This window comes from Nonomuraea sp. WAC 01424 (assembly GCF_003947315.1).
Lineage (GTDB): Bacteria > Actinomycetota > Actinomycetes > Streptosporangiales > Streptosporangiaceae > Nonomuraea > Nonomuraea spiralis.
Map to the genome: position 1 here is coordinate 120100 of NZ_QHHZ01000010.1, position 16174 is coordinate 136273.

A 16174-nucleotide genomic window follows, 5' to 3' on the forward strand; every position below is an offset into this window, starting at 1 on the left:
GTCCCGGCAGAGCTAGCCCGGATACCGAAAAAAGCCTCATTTCCGCATAAAGGGGGTCATGCGTCGTGCCTGGTGGAATACGCATGCGTCTGACACGAGCCGAGCGCGCCGCCGGTGCGGCGGCCGCGCGGCTGCTGGCGGCGGGCACCCTGCTGCTGCGCGCCGACACCACGCCGGACCGGCGGGCGGTGTACCGCGCCGAGGAGAAGGTCAACGACTCCCCGTACCGGCGACGATGGGCGCACGACAAGGTCGTGCGCTCCACCCATGGCGTCAACTGCACCGGCTCGTGCTCCTGGAAGGTCTACGTCAAGGACGGCCTGATCACCTGGGAGACCCAGCAGACCGACTACCCCAGCGTCGGCCCCGACCGGCCGGAGTACGAACCGCGCGGCTGCCCCCGCGGCGCCGCCTTCTCCTGGTACACCTACTCGCCCACCCGGGTGCGCTACCCGCACGCCCGCGGCGTCCTGGTGGAGCTCTACCGCGAGGCCAGGGCGCGCCTCGGCGACCCGGTCGCGGCCTGGGCGGAGATCACCACCGACCCGCGCAAACGGCACCGCTACCAGTCGGCGCGCGGCCGGGGCGGCCTGGTCCGGATCGAGTGGGACGAGGCGCTGGAGATCGCCGCGGCGGCCCACGTGCACACCCTCATGACGTACGGGCCCGACCGGGTCGCCGGGTTCTCGCCGATCCCCGCCATGTCGATGGCCTCGCACGCGGTCGGCGCCCGGTTCATGTCCCTGATCGGCGCGCCGATGTTGTCCTTCTACGACTGGTACGCCGACCTGCCCGTCGCCTCGCCCCAGGTGTTCGGCGACCAGACCGACGTGCCCGAGTCGGGCGACTGGTGGGACGCGGCCTACATCATGTTGTGGGGCTCCAACGTCCCGGTCACCCGTACGCCCGACGCCCACTGGGTCACCGAGGCCCGCTACCGGGGCCAGAAGGTGATCGTGGTCTCGCCCGACTACTCCGACGCGACCAAGTTCGCCGACGAGTGGCTGCACCCGCATCCCGGCACCGACGGCGCGCTCGCCGTGGCGATGGGCCACGTCATCCTGCGCGAGTTCTTCGTCGAACGGCAGGCGCCGCACTTCGCCTCCTACGTCAGGCGCTTCACCGACCTGCCGTTCCTGGTCGCCCTGGAGGAGCACGACGACGGCGGGCTGCGTCCCGGCAAGTTCCTGACCTCGGCGCAGGCGGGCGGCCAGGAGGAGATGGCCGCCTGGCGGCCGATGATCCTCGACGCCGCCTCCGGCCGTCCGGTCGCGCCCAACGGCACGCTGGCCGACCGCTGGAGCACCGAGCAGGGGCACTGGAACCTCGACCTGGGCGACCTCGACCCCCTGCTCACCCTGCACGAGCCCGGCTGCGACAGCGCCGAGGTGGTCCTGCCGCGCTTCGACGAGCCCGGCGGCGTGATCAGCAGGGGCGTGCCGGTCCGGCGGGTCGGCGACCGGCTGGTCACCACCGTCTTCGACCTGCTCCTGGCCCAGTACGGCGTCGCCCGCCCCGGCCTGCCCGGCCGGTGGCCCACCGGCTACGACGACGCCACCGCCCCCGGCACCCCGGCCTGGCAGGAGCGCCTCACCTCCACCCCCGCCGGGCAGGCGATCAGGATCGCGCGGGAGTTCGCCGCCAACGCCGAGCGCACGGGCGGCCGCTCCATGATCGTGATGGGCGCCGGCACCAACCACTGGTTCCACTCCGACACCATCTACCGTTCCTTCCTGACGCTGCTGCTGCTCACCGGTTGCCAGGGCGTCAACGGCGGCGGCTGGGCCCATTACGTGGGCCAGGAGAAGGTCCGGCCGCTGGCGGGCTGGCAACAACTGTCCACCGCGGCCGACTGGGTGCGCCCCTCGCGTCAGATGGCGGGCACGCCGTACTGGTATCTGCACACCGGTCAGTGGCGCTACGAACGGTTCTCGGCGGAGACGCTGTCGAGCCCCGCCGGGCCGCGCCGGTTCGCCGGGCGGCACACCGCCGACCTGGTGGCCCAGTCGGCCCGGCTGGGCTGGATGCCGAGCTACCCCACGTTCTCGGCCAACCCGCTCGACCTTGGCCGCCGCGCCCGCGAGAGCGGCCAGGACCCGGCGCGCTGGATCGCCGGCGAGGTGGCGGCCGGGCGGCTGGCGTTCGCCTGCGAGGACCCCGACGCGCCGGAGAACTGGCCGCGGGTGCTCACCGTCTGGCGGGCCAACCTGATCGGCTCCTCGGCCAAGGGCAACGAGTACTTCCTGCGCCACCTGCTGGGCGCGGCCGACAACGCCACCGCCGAGGAGGCCCCGCCGCCGGACCGGCCCCGGGAGGTCACCTGGCGGCAGGCGCCGCGCGGCAAGCTCGACCTGCTGCTCGCCCTCGACTTCCGGATGACCTCCACGACCCTGTTCGCCGACCTCGTGCTGCCCGCCGCCACCTGGTACGAGAAGCACGACCTGTCCAGCACCGACCTGCACCCGTTCGTGCACGCCTTCACCCCGGCGATCAACCCGCCCTGGCAGGCCCGCACCGACTTCGACATCTTCCACTCCCTGGCCCGCAAGCTGAGCGCGCTGGCCGAGGGCCGCCTCGACGTAGCCCACGACCTGGTCGGCACCGCCCTCCAGCACGACACGACCAGCGAGATCGCCCAGCCGGGCGGCGGCGTGCCCGACTGGCGGCAGAGCGGCGCGACGCCGGAGCCGGGACGCACCATGCCGGCCGTGACGCTGGTCGAGCGGGACTACACCGCGATCGCCGACAAGCTGGCCGCCTTCGGGCCGCTGGCCGAGCGGCAGGGCATGACCGTCAAGGGCGTCACCGTACGGCCGGGCCCCGAGTCGGCCTGGCTGGCCGCGCGCTGCGGCACCGCCGACGGCGGTCCCGCCGGAGGGCGTCCGCTCCTGGACAGCGACGTCAAGATGTGCGAGGCGATCCTGGCCCTGTCGGGCACCACCAACGGCAGGATCGCCGCCGAGGGCTTCGACCGGCTGGCCGAACGCTGCGGCCCCGGCTCGGGGTTGTCGGAGCTCGGCGCGTCGGTCGCCGGGCACCGTACGGTGTTCTCCGACACCCAGGACCGGCCGGTGTCCGCGGGGGCCAGCTTCGAGTGGTCGGGCGCCGAGGGGCACGACCGCCGCTACGCGCCGTTCACCATCAACACCGAGCACCGCAAGCCGTGGCACACGCTCACCGGCCGCCAGCACTTCTACCTCGACCACGACTGGATGGCCGAGCTGGGCGAGCAGCTCCCCGTCTACCGCCCGCCGCTCGACCTCGACGCGCTGGGCGAGAGCCTGCCCGCCGCGCCCGACGGCGGCAAGGCGGTGAACGTGCGCTACCTCACCCCGCACTCCAAGTGGTCGATCCACTCGGAGTACCAGGAGAACCTGCTGATGCAGACGCTGGCCAGGGGCGGCCCGGTCATCTGGATCAGCGTCGAGGACGCCGCCGCCATCGGCGTGGCCGACAACGACTGGATCGAGGCCGTCAACGTCAACGGCGTCGTCGTGGCCCGCGCCGTGGTCTCCCACCGCATGCCGGCCGGCACCGTGTTCATGTACCACGTCCAGGAACGCCTGGTGAACGTGCCCAGGTCGCAGGCCACCGGCCGGCGCGGCGGCGTGCACAACGCGCTCACCAAACTCCTCGTCAAGCCGACCCATCTGATCGGCGGCTACGGCCAGCTCTCCTTCGCCCCCAACTATTACGGCCCCACCGGAAACCAGCGCGACGCGGTGACCGTCATCCGCCGCAGGGATCAGGAGGTGCGTTACTGATGCGACCGATGGCCCAGATCGCCATGGTGATGAACCTGGACAAGTGCATCGGCTGCCACACCTGCTCGGTCACCTGCAAGCAGACGTGGACCAACCGGCCGGGCACCGAGTACGTCTGGTTCAACAACGTCGAGACCCGTCCCGGCCAGGGCTACCCGCGCGGCTGGCAGGACCAGGAACGCTGGCGGGGCGGCTGGCGGCTGCGCCACGGCCGCCTGGTGCCCAGGGTCGGCGGCCGGCTGCGCCGCCTGGCCACGCTCTTCGCCAACCCCGACTTCCCCGGCCTCGACGACTACTACGAGCCGTGGACCTACGACTACGACAACCTCATCGGCGCGCCGCTCGGCGACGACGTGCCGACCGCGCCGCCCCGCTCGCTGATCGACGGCCGGCCCACCGCCGTCACCTGGGGGCCGAACTGGGACGACGACCTGGGCGGCGGGCTGGAGCAGCTCGCCGCCGACGTCGTCCTGCGCAAGGTGAGCGACACCGTACGCCTGGACTACGAGCGGGCGTTCATGTTCCACCTGCCGCGTATCTGCGAGCACTGCCTCAACCCCTCGTGCGTGGCCGCCTGCCCGTCGGGGGCGATGTACAAGCGCATGGAGGACGGCATCGTCCTGGTCGACCAGGACCGGTGCAGGGGGTGGCGCATGTGCGTGTCGGGGTGCCCGTACAAGAAGGTGTACTTCAACCACCAGACCGGCAAGGCCGAGAAGTGCACGTTCTGCTATCCGCGCATCGAGGCGGGGGAGCCCACGGTCTGCTCCGAGACGTGCGTCGGCCGCCTGCGCTACCTCGGCGTCATGCTCTACGACCCCGACCGCATCGGGGAGGCCGCCGCCGTGCCCGAGGAGCGCGACCTGTACCAGGCGCAGCTCGACTGCTTCCTCGACCCCGCCGACCCCGGGGTGATCGCCGCCGCCGAGGCGGCGGGCATCCCGCACGACTGGCTGGAGGCCGCCCGCCGCTCGCCCGTACGGCAGCTCATCACCGAGTTCCGGATCGCCCTGCCGCTCCACCCGGAGTACCGCACCATGCCCATGGTCTGGTACGTCCCGCCGCTGTCGCCCATCGTCGACGCGCTCGCCGACACCGGGCACGACGGCGAGGACGCGGGCAACCTGTTCGGCGCCATCGACTCGCTGCGCATCCCCGTCGAATACCTCGCCGAGCTGTTCACCGCGGGCGATCCGGCCCCGGTGGAGGCCGCGCTCCAGCGTCTGGCCGCCATGCGCGCCCACATGCGGGCCCGCAACCTCGGCGACGAGCCCGACCCGGGCGCCGGCGCCGCCGCCGCGCTGGACGCCGCCGGCCTGGAACGTATGTACCGCCTGCTCGCCCTCGCCAAGTACGACGAGCGGTACGTCATCCCCACCGCCTACGTCGCCTCCGACCACGCCTCGGGCGCGGGCTGCAGTCTCGACGTCCCCGGCGGCCCCGGCATGCTCGCCGAGGGCTTCCACAGCCCGCCGGTCACCAAGGACGAACAGTTGCGCGGCCGCGTCAACCTGCTCAACTGGGACGGCAAGGGCACGCCCGACGGCCTGTTCCCGTCCAGGGGCGAGGCGGCCGAGTGAGCCGGCACGACGGCCGCCTGATCCATCAGGCCGCCTCCCTCCTGCTGAGCTATCCGGGGGAGGACTGGACCGCCCGCCTCGACCTGGTACGCGCCGCGCTCGGCCCTGTGGGTGGTGCGGCGGGCGAGCGCCTGCGTACGTTCTGCGCCGAGGCGGCGGCCCTGCCCGCGCTCGACGCCGGAGCCGCGTACGTGACCACCTTCGACCGCAGCGGCCGCCGGACCCTCCACATGACCTACTACGGCGACGGCGACACCCGCAGGCGCGGCGAGTCGCTCCTGGACCTCAAGACTCTCTACCGCGCCCACGGCTGGCAGCCCGGCACGGGCGAGCTGCCCGACTTCCTGCCGGTGATGCTGGAGTTCGCCGCCCGCGTGCCGGGCCCCGGCGGCCGGCTGCTGCGCGACCACCGTCCCGGTCTCGACCTGCTGCACGCCGGTCTGGCCGCCCGGCGCAGCGGCTACGCCGCCGTCGTGGAGGCCGTGCTGCTGACGTTGCCGAGGCCCACGTCCGCCGACCGCCGGGCCGTGGGCGAGCGGGCGGCGCTCGGCCCGCCCGCCGAGCGGGTCGGCCGTACCGTCCTGCCCGAGGTTCCCGGAGGAGTCCGCTGATGAAGCACCTGAACATCGCCCTGTGGGGTGTGTTGCCGTACGTCGTCCTGGTGTTGTTCGTGGCCGGGGTGATCTGGCGTTACCGCTACGACCGGTTCGGGCTGACCACCCGTTCCACGCAGCTTCACGAGAGCCGCCTGCTGCGGGTGGGCGGGCCGCTGTTCCACTTCGGGCTGCTGTTCGTGATCGCCGGTCATCTCGTCGGTCTGCTCGTGCCCGAGCGGTTCACCGAGGCCGTGCACGTGACCGAGCCCATGTACCAGCTCAACGCCCTGGTCGTCAGCGGGCTGGCGGGGCTGGCCAGCGTGGCCGGGCTCGCGGTGCTGCTGTGGCGGCGGCTGCGGGTGCGGGCCGTACGCCGCGCCACCGGGCGCTCCGATCGCGTCCTGTACCCGGTGCTGGCCACCGTGCTGCTGGCGGGGCTGATCGCCACCCTGCTCGGGCCGTCCGGCCACTACGACTACCGGCTCGGGGTGTCGGTGTGGTTCCGCAGCCTGCTCGAACTGGAGCCGGACGTGGGCGCCATGGCGGCGGCGCCGTTCGTCTTCCAGGCGCACACGCTGCTCGGCATGGCCCTGTTCGCGTTGTGGCCCTTCAGCCGCCTGGTCCACGCCTTCGCCGCGCCCGTCACCTATCTGGCCAGGCCGTACATCGTCTACCGCTCGCGTGGCGGTGCCCTGCCCCGATGAGCACCCGCCCCGCCCGGCCGCCGGCGGCCCGAAGGAGGTGGACGGCATGAGCGCCGAGGCAGCCACGGGAGGCCCGGGAGGCCCCGGATCGGCGGAAGGCCCGGGAGCGGCCGAAGGCGCGGGAGGCGTGGCGCGGTCGCGGGGGGCCGTGCGGGCGCGGGTGGCAGGCGCGCTCGCCGTGTCCTGGAAGGCCGCCCTGTGCATCAGCGTGCCCGCCCTCGTCGCCTGGCTGGCCCGCCAGCCGTTCGTCTTCCCCTCCCTGGGGCCGACGATCTACCTGGTGCTCACCGCGCCGGGGGCGCCCGCGTCGGCTCCCCGCCGTACGGTCGCCGGGCACGCCATCAGCGCCGCCGGCGGCTACCTGGCGCTGACCGTCACCGGGCTGACGCGCACCGCGCCCGACCTGGGGCACATCGACGGCCGCCGGGTTCTCGCGGTCGTCATCGCGCTGTCGTGCACGACGCTGGGCATGCTGGCCACCGACAGCTCCCACCCGCCGGGCGGCGCGACCACGCTCATCGTGGCCCTGGGCTTCCTGCGCACCCCGCTCAACCTGGCCGTCCTGCTCACCGCCGTCGTGCTCACGACGTTCGTGCTGCTCGCTCTCGGACGTCCGCGCCGTTCCTCCGTGGTAGCTTCTCTGAAGAAGCTACTTCCTGGAAGATTTATCTTCTCCAGGAGGAGGAACGGGAAGTGAGGATCGCGTGCCGAACACGTCAGACCGCCCGGACGCCGGCCGGCTCTACCGCCGCTACCTCAGCGCGGTCATGCTGCACGGCCACGCCGCGGCCAAGGCCTGCGGCCTGGGCGCCACCGACCTGTACGCCCTGAACATCCTCGAACTGGCCGGCCCGATGACCCCGGGCGAGCTCGGCACCCGCACCGGCCTGACCACCGGCCCGACCACCCGCCTCATCGACCGGCTGGAGCAGGCCGGATACGTCCGCCGCGCCCCCGACCCGGACGACCGCCGCAAGGTGATCGTCGAGCCGGTCGGCAAGCCCGCCCAGCTCGACCAGGTCATGGACCCCGTCCGGCGGAAGATCGGCGACATCCTGGCCGACTGCCCGCCCGAGCACCTCGACGCGCTCTTCGACTACTTTGACCGGGCTGCCCACACCTACCAGGAGGCCGCCGAACGCCTGCGCTCCGGCTCCTGACGGCGACGGCGGCCCGGCCGTCCCTCGGTCAGCGGAAGTCGGAGATGCGCAGGACCGCGAGCATGTCCGTCGCCCGGGAGCCGGTCGAGAAGGACGCCTCCACCCCGACCCACCCGCGGAAGGCCCCCGAGTCGTCGATGATCTGCATCAGCGGCTTGACGTGGGAGTTGCCCGTGTAGCAGAACTCGCCGCGCTCCATCGCCAGGCACGTGCACCAGTGCCACAGCGTGTCGCGGCGGTCGGACTTGGAGATCGTCGTCAGGTAGTACTGGATGGAGCTGACGTTGGCCTTCGTGCCGCCGCCGTACTTCGGGCAGCCGCCCGACTTCTGGCACGCCCCGCGCGAGGACGGCTGGAGGTAGGTCAGGCACGAGGTGGCCGAGGCGCAGGCGCGGAAGGAGGAGTGGCCGAACGGCTGGTTGCCGGAGTTGACCAGCGTGCCGCTCGCCCAGCTCGTCAGGTCCTGGCGCAGCGAGCCGGGGAAGGCCCGTACCGAGCTCATCGCGCGGCGGGTGGCGGGGGAGGCGTTGCTGCCGTAGCCGTAGCCGTGCGTGGCCAGGGTGCTGCGCTTGAGGTCGAGGCGGGCCAGCTTGCGGTCCGGCGAGGTGCGCACGTACCACTGCTCCGTCCAGGTCTGGGCGATCTTCCAGCGGATGGTGAGCACGTCGCCCGCCAGCGTGTACGTGCCGGTGCGGGTCTCGTTCGGGCCGGCCGTGTAGCCGCCCGCGGTGAGCACCTCGCAGGCGCGCGGGCGCGAGGACACCCCGCCGGACTTGGTGGTGCAGCTAGCGTCGGGCACGGTGCCGGTGCGCTGCCTGGCCTTCGGATAACGCTGCCACCACAGGTACTGGGCGGCGCTCACCGTGCCGTTCGCGGCGAAGCGGTAGGTGCCCAGGCGTACCCAGTTCTGCCGGGAGGCGGCCTGGAGGTGGCCCTGCGAGACGACGAAGGTGGTCTTGCCGCCCGGCAGCGGCGCGGCGGCGACCGCGGCACTCACCGGCAGGACGAGCAGGGTGGGGAGGGCGAGCACGAAGGAGAGGACTGCCGCTGCGGTACGCATGGAGAGACTCCGGAAGGCTTACGGGCGTTGGCTGAGCGTCAACGGCCCACCGTATTCGGGCCGGACCGGATCTGTCTCCGAAACGCGGTCAAGAGGGACCTGACGCCGCTCGACTGCGCCGGTGAGGTCCGCCGGGCGCGAGCGGCCCTAGGATGAAGGGGTTCCCGTCCAGCGAGGAGGTCGATCATGTCGTTCCCACCACCCGGCATGGTTCTCGGCGACGCCCCGGCGCGCACTTCCTCGCGGGAGGCCGCCACAGGCTGATCCACCGCGTCGAAGTGCTCTTCATGACCATCACTGGTTCGATCATGAGGAGCCCGAGTGCTCGAGATCCGCTGGACCGAAGACGGCGAGACCCGGTCCGCCCGCTGGCGTTCCGCCAACGGCTCGCCCCCGCCCGCCCGCGTGGTGGTCGCCGACGACCGCCTCGCCGCCGCCACTGCGTACCGACTGGCCTGCGAGGGCACGGCGCTGCTCTGGCGCGGTGACTTCCAGGCCGCCCGCCGGCTCCTGCGCGCCATGGCGCGCAGGACCGAACGTCCACCGCGCCGGCCCGCGCCGTCGCCCGCCGACGCCTTCCACCGGCACCGGCGGGACCGCGCCCAGTGGGCCGTCACGCTCGGCCGGCTGCTGGTGCCGCTCGGCCCGGACCACGCCGTCCACCTGCGCCGCGCCCCGGACGTGCGCCCGGCCTGCGCCGAGGTCTACGGCCCCGCCGCGGAGCCGTCGGTGACCTCGCTGCGCGAGCTGCTGGGCATCGTCGGGGCCCACGAATGGCGCAGGAGGGGCGTAGAGGTGCCCGCCCTGAACGACCGCATCCATCCGCACTACGGCGTCTTCTCACCGGTCCGCGGCGAGTACGTCGATCTGGTGGCCCGCGCCCCCCTCGGCCCGCTCGCGCGGGCGTTCGACGTCGGCACCGGGACCGGCGTGCTCGCCGCGGTCCTGGCGCGCAGGGGTGTCGAGCGCCTCGTGGCCACCGACCGCGACCCGCGCGCCGTGGCCTGCGCCCGCGACAACCTGCGGCGGCTCGGGCTGGCCGGCCGCGTCCTGGTCGTGGACGCCGACCTCTTCCCGCCCGGACGCGCGCAGCTCGTCGTCTGCAACCCGCCGTGGCTCCCGGCCAAGCCCGCATCCCCCCTCGACCACGCGGTGTACGACCCCGGCGGCCGCATGTTGCGCGGCTTCCTCGACGGCCTGGGCGAGCACCTGGAACCGGCGGGCGAGGGCTGGCTGATCCTGTCGGACCTGGCCGAACGGCTCGGCTTACGGACCCGAGCCGACCTGCTGACCGCCTTCGCGGACGCGGGCCTGCGGGTCGTGGACCGGCTCTGGACGCGCCCCCGGCACCCGCGCGCGTTCGACGGGACCGACCCCCTGCACGCGGCCCGCGCCGCCGAGATCACCTCTCTGTGGCGCCTGCGCCGTACCTGACCGCGTCCGGGCGGGATCACCAGGCTGCACGGGATCTCCACCTCGCCTCCCCGGGATCTGCGAACCGGTCTGGTTGGCTGTGCGCATGATCGACATCGACCCCTCGTCCCGCCCGGACCCGATCGCCTACCTCGACCACGTCGCCGCGACCGACGTCGGCAGGGGCTACAAGCGGCAGGTCCTGGACCTGCTGGAACTGCGACCCGGCCAGACCGTGCTCGACCTCGGCTGCGGCCCCGGCACCGACCTGGCCGCCAAGCGCGAGGCCGTCGCCCCGCACGGACGGGTCGTCGGCGTGGACCGCGACCCGGCGATGGTCGCCGAGGCGCGTGCCCGGCTGGCCGCGCGGCCCCTGGTCGAGGTGCGTCCCGGGGACGTGCACGCGCTGCCGCTGGCGGACGGGAGCGTCGACCGGGCCCGTACCGACCGGGTGCTCCAGCACGTGGACGACCCGGCGGCGGTGCTGGCGGAGTTCCGCCGGGTGGCCCGTCCCGGGGCGCGGATCGTCATGGCCGAGCCCGACTGGGAGGGCATGCTGATCGACTCGCCCGACCCGGACGTCGGCCCGGCGTTGGCCCGGTTCATCGCCCGCCGGGTGGTCCGCCACGGCACCGTCGGCCGCCGCCTGGCCCGGTTGTGCGCCGAGGCCGGTCTCGTGGTGCGTTCGGTGGGGACGGTCGCGCCGGTGTTCCGCGACCTCGCCACCGCCGACCGGGTGCTCGGGCTGCGCCGCAACGGCATCAGGGCGATCGGCGCCGGGTGTCTCGAACCCGGCGCCGAGGAGTGGTTCGACGACCTCGCCTCCCGGCCCTTCCTGGCCTCGGCCCTGCTGTTCCTGGTGGCGGCCGAGGTGGGACCGTGACAGGTCAGCCGATGCGCAGCGGGAGCGTGCGTGGTCCGCGTACCTGACCGGTGGCCCAGGTGACGGCGTCGGGGTCGGCGAGGGTGAAGTCGGGGATGCGCTGGAGCCAGACGTCGAGTGCGGTGCGGAGTTCCATGCGGGCCAGGTGGGAGCCGACGCAGCGGTGGATGCCGAGTCCGAAGGCGGCGTGGCGGTTGACCTCTCGGTCGATGAGGACGTGGTCGGGGTGGTCGACGTGGGCGGGGTCGCGGTTGGCGGCGGGGAAGGAGAGCAGGATCCAGTCGTCGGCCTTCATGTCGACGCCGTTCCAGTGCATGTCGTGCTTGACGAGGCGGGCCATGGTGACGGGCGCGTAGGCGCGCAGGAGTTCTTCCATGGCGGTGGGCAGGAGTGCGGGTTCGGCGACGAGCCGTCGGCGGTCCGCGGGGGTCTTGGCGAGGTGCCAGAGTGAGGCGCCGATCGCGCTCCAGGTGGTGTCGATGCCCGCGATCAGCAGCAGGGCGATCGTGCCCGCGACGTGCCCGGCCTCCAGCTTGTGGCCGTACAGTTCGGCGTCGACGAGGTAGGTCGTCAGGTCGTCGCGCGGGTGGTCCACGTGGTCGCGGATCTGCTCCAGCAGGTAGTCGAAGAGCCGGTCCATGTTGGCGATCCGCTGCTCGGGCGGCAGGTTGACGCCTTCGAGGGCGTTCTCGATGAACTCGCGGAAGCGCGGGCCGTCCTCGGGCGGGAAGCCCAGCATGTCGGCGATCACCCGCATCGGGATGTGCTGGGCGTAGTCGCGGGCCGCGTCCACGACGTCCTGGCCCTCCAGGCCGTCGATCAGCTCGTGGCACAACGCCCGGGTCGACTCCTCGCGCCGGGCGACGGCCGTCTTGGTGAAGGCCGGGAGCAGCAGCTTGCGGGCGTCGTGGTGGAAGGGCGGGTCGGACGAGATCGGCGGCGTGCCGCCCACCGGGGCGCTCTCGGGCGGCGGGCGGAAGTTGCTCATGATGATCGAGCGGGAGGAGAACCGGTCGGTGTCGTAGGCGATGGCCGCGACGTCCTCGTAGCGGGTGGGGAGCCAGCCGCCGCCGAACCGCTCGGTGCGGGCGATCGGGCAGCGTTGCCGCAGGTCGTCCTGGATCGGGTACGGGTCGGCGGCCCACTCCGGCTCCAGGTGGGAGAAGTCGGTCGCCCAGTCCGAGACCGGGCCGGTGACGATCTCGCTGCGGGTGCCGGCCCGCTCGTCCTCGCCGGGCTCGTCGAAGCTCTTCACGAACCGCTCGTCCACGCTCATGTCACGCCTCCCCGACCAGGTCGATCGCGTGCTCCGGGCAGTTGGAGACGGCCAGGCGCGCCGTACGCTCCTGGCCGGGGGCCACCGCGCCGTCGCCGAGGACCGTTCCGTAACCTTCGTCGTCCTCGCCGAACAGGTCGGGGGCGAGGTCGTAGCAGCGGCCATGTCCCTGGCAGCGCCCGGGGTCGATCTGTGCTTTCACGGCGTTCCTTCGTGCGGTGGGGCGGGGGAGAGGGCGGCGACGACGCGGGTGAGCAGCGTGGCCCACTCCTCCTCGCCGACCTGGTACGGCTCCGGCGCGATGAGCGCGCTGCCCATCGCGAGCAGGAGGCAGAAGTGGGCGATCGCGTCCGGAGACAGCCCGGGGTCCAGCTCGCCGCCGGCCTGTCCGGCGCGGACGAGGTCGGCGAGCCGGCCGGCGCGTTCGCCGACGTAGTCGCGCATGGCAAGGGCCACGTCCTCGTCGCGGCGGGCGGCGACCAGCGCCTCGACGGTGAGGTCGCCACCGGTGTCCCGGGGGCGGGGGAGCCGACGGCCGGCGGCGAGGAGCAGGTCGGCGACCGGACGGCCGGGCTCGTCGTCGAACAGCCCGGCCATCAGCCGCCGGCCGTGCGCGCCCAGCGCGGCCACCAGCAGTTCGGCCTTGGAGCCGAAGTGGGCGTACAGGGCGCCGTTGCTCACGCCCGCGCCGGCGGCGATGTCGGCGACGCGGGTGCCGTCGTAGCCGCGCCTGGCGCCGACCACGGCGGCGGCGCGCAGCAGGCGTTCCCGCGTCTCGGCGGCGGTGACGCCGGCGATACGTCCCATGCACGAATTAAAAGATCGTTCATTTCATTCGTCAAGAGCAGGCTCCGATCCCGTTTCGGGCTTCATTTCCGTCGTGGGCTCTTATTCCGTGATGGGCGCCTTCACCACCAGCAGCTCCTCTCCCGCCGCGCCGCTCAGCCGGACCGACAACTCCCACACACCGGCCATCGGGAACAGCTCGCCCTCGGCCGCGTACCGGCCGGGTTGCCGCTGGTCGGCGGTGATCTCCGGGGTGGCGTGGCCCATGCCGGGCATCACGGTCGACAGCGTCACGGTGTGCGGGTCGCCGGAGGTCACCCGTACCTCGGCCGCCACGCGGCCCGTCGTCGGCCTCGGGATCGAGACCGTGACGGCGTACCGGGTGCTGACGCTGGTCAGGGTGAGCGGGGCGGGGCCGGAGCCGCGCGCGTACAGGAACAGCGCCAGCGCCGCCGCCAGCAGGGCGGCGACGGCCAGGACCCGCCTCATCCGAGGGCCTCCGTGACGTCGACGGTGAAGGGCACGGTCACGATCCGGTCGCCGGTCGCGTACTGGGCCCAGGCCAGGTAGCGGCCCGGGGCCGGGAAGCTGAAGGTGAAGCGCAGCCGGGGCGCGGGAACGCCCATCTCGTGCACGTGGCCGAGGAAGGTGCCGTCCTGGCTGCGTACGATCAGGTGCCCCGACATGCCCAGCCACTGGCGCGGCGTGACGCCGATGCCCAGCTCGATCGCCGCCGGACGGCCCGCGACCGGCGCGGACGGCCGTACGACAGGGGTGGCCGCCGGCGCGGGCGGCGGCGGGGCGGCCACCGCGTGCCCGGCGACCTGGAACGCGCCGCTGAGCAACTGGCCGCCGGAGTCCTCGCGTTCCAGCTCCGCGTAGGCCAGGAACCGGCCCGGCCGGTCGGCGCGCAGCCGGACCTCCAGCCGTCCCGGCGCGGTGCGCAGCGGGTGCAGGTGCCGGAAGTACGCACCGTCCTCGCTGGTGACGACCACGTGCGCGAGCGCCTCGTGATGCAGGACGAGATCGTCCACCGGATACCCGGTCGAGCCGTCGGTGAGGTCGAGGCGCAGCGTGAACTCCTGACCGGCCGCCGGACGGGCCGGGAAGGTCGTCACCCGCCCCTGCGCGAACGGCCGCCCGGCCGCCTGCGCGCTCACCGTGGGCACGGCGCCGTCGGGCGGCGGGGGCGGCAGCATGGGCTCGAACACGACGACCATGGCGGCCACGGTCACCGCGGCCGCCGCGCCCCCGGCCAGCGCCATCGCCGGCGTCCTGCGCGACAGCGCGCCGGTCAGCAGGCCGCCGACCAGCAGCAGCCCCGCCACGAGCAGGCCGCCGTAGATCAGGAACTCGCCGGCGGAGCCGCGGTTCACCAGGACCCGGAACGGCAGCACTGCGACCTCGTCGCCCGCCGTCAGCCGGAGCTCGTGCGGCCCGGTGCGCTCCACCGGCAGCTCGACGTAGCGGGGGTCGCGGGCGGCCTGCGCGGTGGCGGTGACCTTGTGGCCGTCCTCGACCGAGCGCACCTCCAGGCCGACCCGCGGCCCGGTCGCCGGTTCGTACGCGATCAGGCCGATCAGCAGCGGCCCCGGCACCCGCGAGGTGGCCTTGACGACGACCGTGAGCTCCGCGCCGGCGATCGTCTGGGCGAAGCGCAGGTCCGCCCCGGCCGCGACGTTGTGGGCCGCGGCCGGTACGGCGCCCGCGAGCAGCAGGACGACGGCGAGACAGAGGACCCGGAGCAGCCGGGTCATGCCCGGCCGGCGTCGGCCGCGTTCGCGGGCAGGGCGTTCGGCAGGAACAGCGCGCCGAGCGCCAGGCCGATCAGCCCGGCGACCACCGGCGCGCCGGTCCACAACTCGGGCACCGCGGGCAGCCCGCCCCCGGCGACCGAGGCGACCGCGATGTAGAGCGACCAGGTGATGAAGGCCGACAACCCGGCGAAGGCCCAGTAGGCGGCCCGCCGCGCGCCGGACGGGCGCAGCAGCCGGATCAGCACGTCGCTCGCCAGGCCCGCGGCGACGAACGTGAGCAGGGTCGGCAGGTTCTCGAACGCCGTCTGCGAGCCGGGCATCAACGCGGCGACCGTGTACATGACGGTCACGCCGCCGAAGGGCAGGTTCCAGCGCCGTACCACCAGCAGCACCGGGGCGAGCAGGACGACGTTGCTGATGGCCATCGAGGCGGCCAGCAGGTCCGCGCCGGGCCCCCGTACGTCGGAGAACGACTCGACGATGGCGGCGGAGCCGTACTGGAGGGCGTCGCCGTACGACAGGAACAGCGACACCAGAGTGGCGGCGAACGCGAGCCCGGCCAGCGCCGGGAACAGCCGCCCGAGCGAGGGCCGCACGCCCACGTCGGGGGCGCTCCAGGCCGAGCGCAGCGGCGTGGTGATGATGAGCAGCATGGTCACGATCAGCCCCAGATGGGACGGGCTGAACAGGATGTCGATGCTCGTCTCGATGCCGAGCACGGTGTGCCAGGTCATGTCGGCCAGGCCGCAGACCGCGAACGCCGGGATCGAGACCAGCCCGGCCAGGTAGCCCTGCGGTACGGCGGCCAGCCCTTGGCGGCCGAGCCGCACGTTGCGGTAGACCTGCCAGATGATCCAGCCCGACACCGCGGCGAACCCCGAGTAGAAGGCCGCGTGCCACGGCGTGAAGAACGTCTCCAGCTCGGTCAGGTTGCTGTGCGCCCACGCGTCGATCATCAGCCCGATGCCGAACCAGACCCCCAGCAGCGCCGTGACGAGATCCGCCCGGAGCGGGACCCACCCGCGTGGTTCCCCCGAGTCCGCAAGTAATCGCCGCACGCCGGCGTTGGTCTCCGCCACTTCGTGTCTCCCCTTTCCATGAACGATCAGTTTCGGAAGCCGCGAAGTGGCGGAAAGCCGAAGATCACCCGCACCGTACGGCCCGGGCCCGCGCCCGTAGCCGCCAGTCTGGTGGA

Annotated in this window: 15 protein-coding genes; 8 read left to right on the forward strand and 7 right to left on the reverse strand. The window is 73.3% G+C overall.

Annotation, left to right across the window (positions count from 1 at the left end; all coding sequences use genetic code 11):
* Nucleotides 1-83: 83 nt before the first annotated feature.
* From DMB42_RS27120 to DMB42_RS27145, 6 genes are read left to right on the forward strand one after another with little or no spacing between them, the layout of a single operon-like run.
* Nucleotides 84-3764: a nitrate reductase subunit alpha gene (locus DMB42_RS27120; RefSeq protein WP_125637862.1), complete on the forward strand. Its 3681-nt coding sequence runs from the start codon at nt 84-86 to the stop codon at nt 3762-3764.
* Entirely contained in the window at nt 3764-5344 is a 1581-nt protein-coding gene (narH, locus tag DMB42_RS27125; protein ID WP_185844880.1) for a nitrate reductase subunit beta, read from the forward strand. Before DMB42_RS27120 ends, narH begins: the two co-directional genes overlap by 1 nt.
* On the forward strand, nt 5341-5955 hold the full coding sequence (narJ, locus tag DMB42_RS27130) for a nitrate reductase molybdenum cofactor assembly chaperone (protein WP_260477971.1): 615 nt from the start codon (nt 5341-5343) through the stop codon (nt 5953-5955). Before narH ends, narJ begins: the two co-directional genes overlap by 4 nt.
* Nucleotides 5955-6644, forward strand: coding sequence for a respiratory nitrate reductase subunit gamma (gene narI / locus DMB42_RS27135; protein WP_125637863.1), 690 nt, complete (start codon nt 5955-5957; stop codon nt 6642-6644). Before narJ ends, narI begins: the two co-directional genes overlap by 1 nt.
* Before the next feature lie 46 nt (nt 6645-6690).
* Complete coding sequence (locus tag DMB42_RS27140; RefSeq protein ID WP_125637864.1) at nt 6691-7341, forward strand: HPP family protein; 651 nt, start codon at nt 6691-6693, stop codon at nt 7339-7341.
* Between the two features lie 7 nt (nt 7342-7348).
* A complete protein-coding gene (locus DMB42_RS27145) occupies nt 7349-7804 on the forward strand; it encodes a MarR family winged helix-turn-helix transcriptional regulator (RefSeq protein WP_260477972.1) in 456 nt (151 codons plus the stop codon).
* 28 nt (nt 7805-7832) lie between these two features.
* Here DMB42_RS27145 and DMB42_RS27150 read toward each other — a convergent pair whose 3' ends face one another.
* Nucleotides 7833-8864, reverse strand: a complete 1032-nt coding sequence (locus DMB42_RS27150) for a hypothetical protein (protein ID WP_125637865.1) — start codon at nt 8862-8864, stop codon at nt 7833-7835.
* A gap of 321 nt (nt 8865-9185) precedes the next feature.
* Between DMB42_RS27150 and DMB42_RS27155 the strand changes: the two genes are divergently transcribed.
* The gene (locus DMB42_RS27155) at nt 9186-10298 is read left to right on the forward strand and encodes a methyltransferase (RefSeq protein ID WP_185844881.1); all 1113 of its coding nucleotides are present in this window, start codon (nt 9186-9188) and stop codon (nt 10296-10298) included.
* A gap of 85 nt (nt 10299-10383) precedes the next feature.
* A complete protein-coding gene (locus DMB42_RS27160) occupies nt 10384-11160 on the forward strand; it encodes a methyltransferase domain-containing protein (protein WP_125637866.1) in 777 nt (258 codons plus the stop codon).
* Between the two features lie 4 nt (nt 11161-11164).
* On the opposite strand, the gene DMB42_RS27165 is transcribed toward DMB42_RS27160, so the two are convergent.
* The 6 genes from DMB42_RS27165 to DMB42_RS27190 all read right to left on the reverse strand — a co-directional run bounded on the left by DMB42_RS27165 (nt 11165) and on the right by DMB42_RS27190 (nt 16058).
* Nucleotides 11165-12436 carry a cytochrome P450 gene (locus tag DMB42_RS27165; protein WP_125637867.1) on the reverse strand — a complete coding sequence of 424 codons (1272 nt, stop codon included), beginning with the start codon at nt 12434-12436 and terminating at the stop codon, nt 11165-11167.
* Nucleotide 12437: 1 nt separating this feature from the next.
* Entirely contained in the window at nt 12438-12638 is a 201-nt protein-coding gene (locus DMB42_RS27170; RefSeq protein WP_125637868.1) for a ferredoxin, read from the reverse strand.
* Nucleotides 12635-13243, reverse strand: a complete 609-nt coding sequence (locus DMB42_RS27175) for a TetR/AcrR family transcriptional regulator (protein ID WP_125637869.1) — start codon at nt 13241-13243, stop codon at nt 12635-12637. The genes DMB42_RS27170 and DMB42_RS27175 overlap by 4 nt, the downstream gene beginning before the upstream one ends.
* 81 nt (nt 13244-13324) lie before the next feature.
* A complete protein-coding gene (locus DMB42_RS27180) occupies nt 13325-13711 on the reverse strand; it encodes a FixH family protein (protein ID WP_125637870.1) in 387 nt (128 codons plus the stop codon).
* Nucleotides 13708-14979 carry a hypothetical protein gene (locus DMB42_RS27185; RefSeq protein WP_125637871.1) on the reverse strand — a complete coding sequence of 424 codons (1272 nt, stop codon included), beginning with the start codon at nt 14977-14979 and terminating at the stop codon, nt 13708-13710. The genes DMB42_RS27180 and DMB42_RS27185 overlap by 4 nt, the downstream gene beginning before the upstream one ends.
* Nucleotides 14976-16058, reverse strand: coding sequence for a hypothetical protein (locus tag DMB42_RS27190; RefSeq protein WP_260477974.1), 1083 nt, complete (start codon nt 16056-16058; stop codon nt 14976-14978). The genes DMB42_RS27185 and DMB42_RS27190 overlap by 4 nt, the downstream gene beginning before the upstream one ends.
* Nucleotides 16059-16174: the final 116 nt, after the last annotated feature.

Bases quoted from the DNA above. Each gene is read 5' to 3' on its own strand.
- DMB42_RS27180 (WP_125637870.1), bottom strand. From the start codon at position 13,711: ATGAGGCGGGTCCTGGCCGTCGCCGCCCTGCTGGCGGCGGCGCTGGCG.
- DMB42_RS27160 (WP_125637866.1), top strand. From the start codon at position 10,384: ATGATCGACATCGACCCCTCGTCCCGCCCGGACCCGATCGCCTACCTC.
- DMB42_RS27140 (WP_125637864.1), top strand. From the start codon at position 6,691: ATGAGCGCCGAGGCAGCCACGGGAGGCCCGGGAGGCCCCGGATCGGCG.
- DMB42_RS27165 (WP_125637867.1), bottom strand. From the start codon at position 12,436: ATGAGCGTGGACGAGCGGTTCGTGAAGAGCTTCGACGAGCCCGGCGAG.
- DMB42_RS27150 (WP_125637865.1), bottom strand. From the start codon at position 8,864: ATGCGTACCGCAGCGGCAGTCCTCTCCTTCGTGCTCGCCCTCCCCACC.
- DMB42_RS27185 (WP_125637871.1), bottom strand. From the start codon at position 14,979: ATGACCCGGCTGCTCCGGGTCCTCTGTCTCGCCGTCGTCCTGCTGCTC.
- narI (WP_125637863.1), top strand. From the start codon at position 5,955: ATGAAGCACCTGAACATCGCCCTGTGGGGTGTGTTGCCGTACGTCGTC.
- narH (WP_185844880.1), top strand. From the start codon at position 3,764: ATGCGACCGATGGCCCAGATCGCCATGGTGATGAACCTGGACAAGTGC.
- DMB42_RS27175 (WP_125637869.1), bottom strand. From the start codon at position 13,243: ATGGGACGTATCGCCGGCGTCACCGCCGCCGAGACGCGGGAACGCCTG.
- DMB42_RS27120 (WP_125637862.1), top strand. From the start codon at position 84: ATGCGTCTGACACGAGCCGAGCGCGCCGCCGGTGCGGCGGCCGCGCGG.